The organism is Burkholderia sp. APQ4-4ca (genome assembly GCF_057837105.1).
In genome coordinates, this window is sequence record NZ_JBYQCG010000075.1 from 1 (window position 1) to 2,189 (window position 2,189).

Consider the following 2,189-nt stretch of genomic DNA (forward strand, 5'->3'; position numbering starts at 1 on the left):
AGCCCTACACGCAGGCACGCGCACTCGAGATAAACGAAATTCCCGCGGTTGTCGAGCAGTTCGCCGCCGCAGCGCGGAATGCGCTGCAGGTCGGCTTCGACGGCGTACAGCTGCATGCGTCGAACGGTTATCTGATCGATCAATTCCTGCGAGACAGTGCCAACTTCCGCAGCGACGCGTATGGCGGATCGATCTCGAATCGGCTCAGGCTTCTCATCGAGGCAACCCGGGCTGTCGCGGATGTAGCGGGTCCCGGCCGTACCAGCGTTCGTCTGTCTCCCAACGGCGAAACCCAGGGCGTGCGTGACAGCGATCCCTTGCCGTTGTTTGTCGCGGCCGCCGAGGCGCTATCCGCGGTAGGGATCGGATTCCTGGAACTGCGTGAGCCTCCGCTGAACGGCAGTTTCGGCGTCGGCTACCTCGATCCGCTCGCTGCGAAAATTCGACCGGCTTTCAAAGGACCGCTGGTGCTCAACTCGGATTTCGACGCCATTCGCGCTCAGGCGGAACTCGATGCGGGCGTTGGCGACGCCGTTACGTTCGGGCGCCCGTTCATCTCCAATCCGGATTTCCCCCGGCGTCTGGCCGAAGCGATTCCGCTCGCGTCGGACGACCCGGCAACGTGGTTCACGCAAGACGCGGAGGGCTACATCGATTACCCGTTCGCGGCGTCGACGTAACTCTGCCTTCCTGAAGCGGGCTCAAGATCGGGCGGCACCCGTGTACGTCCCTTTCGCCTGCCGGCCGCATTCGGGCGACAACCACCCGAGATCGCGCTTGCCACGACGACTTCCGCAGCAACCGTTACTTCCCTGCAACCGTACGAAAGGAACACGATCATGTCATTCATTACCACGCGAGACGGCGTCGACATTTTCTACAAGGACTGGGGGCCCAGGGATGCTCAGCCGATCGTGTTCCATCACGGCTGGCCACTCTCCGCGGATGACTGGGATGCCCAGATGCTCTTCTTCCTGTCGAACGGGTATCGCGTCATTGCGCACGACCGGCGCGGACACGGGCGCTCGTCGCAGGTCGCCGAAGGTCACGACATGGATCATTACGCGGCGGACGTGTTTGCGCTCGTCGAGACGCTGGACGTCGGGAATGCCGTGCATATCGGCCATTCCACCGGTGGCGGCGAAGTCGCGCGCTATGTTGCAAGGCACGGCGGGCCGGCGGGGCGTGTCGCCAAGGCAATTCTTGTGAGCGCCGTGACGCCGCTGATGCTGAAGACGCCATCGAATCCCGAAGGCCTGCCGCAGGATGTCTTCGACGGGCTACGCAAGGGGCTCGCCGGAAATCGCGCGCAGTTCTTCGTAGACGTGCCCGCGGGTCCGTTCTACGGGTTCAACCGTCCGGATGCGACCGTTCATCCGGGCGTGATCCAGAACTGGTGGCGCCAGGGAATGATGGGTAGCGCGAAGGCCCACTACGACGGTATCGAGGCGTTTTCGGAAACGGACCAGACCGAAGATCTCCAGTTGATCGACGTGCCGACGCTGGTGCTTCACGGCGAAGACGACCAGATCGTCCCGTACAAAGACGCGGCGCTCAAGACAATCAAGCTGTTGAAGAACGGCACGCTGAAGACGTTCCCGGGCTTCTCTCATGGGATGTTGACCGTCAACGCAGGTGTCTTGAACCCAGAATTGCTGGCATTCGTTCAAGGCTAAGACCGGCGGTACATGGAGACCCTGCCTGTGCGCCATGTACCGCGCCTGCTTTCCACCCCCTAATCCGTGGAGCCGAGATGACTACCGATGTTTTGACTGTGGCGCTTCGCTTCTTTTCGCTTTGGACGGAGAACCGCATCGACGACGCACTGTCGATGCTCTCCGATGATGTCCTCTACGATAACGTTCCGTTCCCCGACATCGTTGGACGGGACAATGTCCGCAAATTCCACGGCGACTTCGGGATCGGTACGACGTTCAAGGCCGACTGGACGGTGACCCATATCGCCGCAGCGGGAAACGTCGTTCTCAATGAGCGGATCGACGTCTTTCAACACGCATCAGGCGGAAAAATCACACTTCCCGTGATGGGCACACTCACCATCGTCGATGATCGAATCACGGTTTGGCGAGACTACTTCGATCCCGCGGACTTCGATCGGCAGTTGAGCGCAATCAAGCAGTAGTCTTGAACTGCGGCCGCGGATCATGCAATCCATTGCCGACGCGAGG

Annotated in this window: 3 protein-coding genes; all 3 read left to right on the forward strand. The window is 61.1% G+C overall.

What is annotated here, in order from left to right; genetic code table 11:
* Window positions 1–680 (forward strand): oxidoreductase (locus AC3IFE_RS08235; protein WP_489190183.1); only part of this gene is annotated, 680 nt, incomplete at its 5' end.
* A gap of 159 nt (window positions 681–839) precedes the next feature.
* Entirely contained in the window at window positions 840–1,676 is an 837-nt protein-coding gene (locus AC3IFE_RS08240) for an alpha/beta fold hydrolase (RefSeq protein ID WP_489190184.1), read from the forward strand.
* Window positions 1,677–1,753: 77 nt separating this feature from the next.
* The gene (locus tag AC3IFE_RS08245; protein WP_089470699.1) at window positions 1,754–2,143 is read left to right on the forward strand and encodes a limonene-1,2-epoxide hydrolase family protein; all 390 of its coding nucleotides are present in this window, start codon (window positions 1,754–1,756) and stop codon (window positions 2,141–2,143) included.
* Window positions 2,144–2,189 lie beyond the last annotated feature (46 nt).

What these genes read in the sequence shown, in the direction of transcription:
- AC3IFE_RS08245 (WP_089470699.1), top strand. Translation starts at nt 1,754, where the DNA reads ATGACTACCGATGTTTTGACTGTGGCGCTTCGCTTCTTTTCGCTTTGG.
- AC3IFE_RS08240 (WP_489190184.1), top strand. Translation starts at nt 840, where the DNA reads ATGTCATTCATTACCACGCGAGACGGCGTCGACATTTTCTACAAGGAC.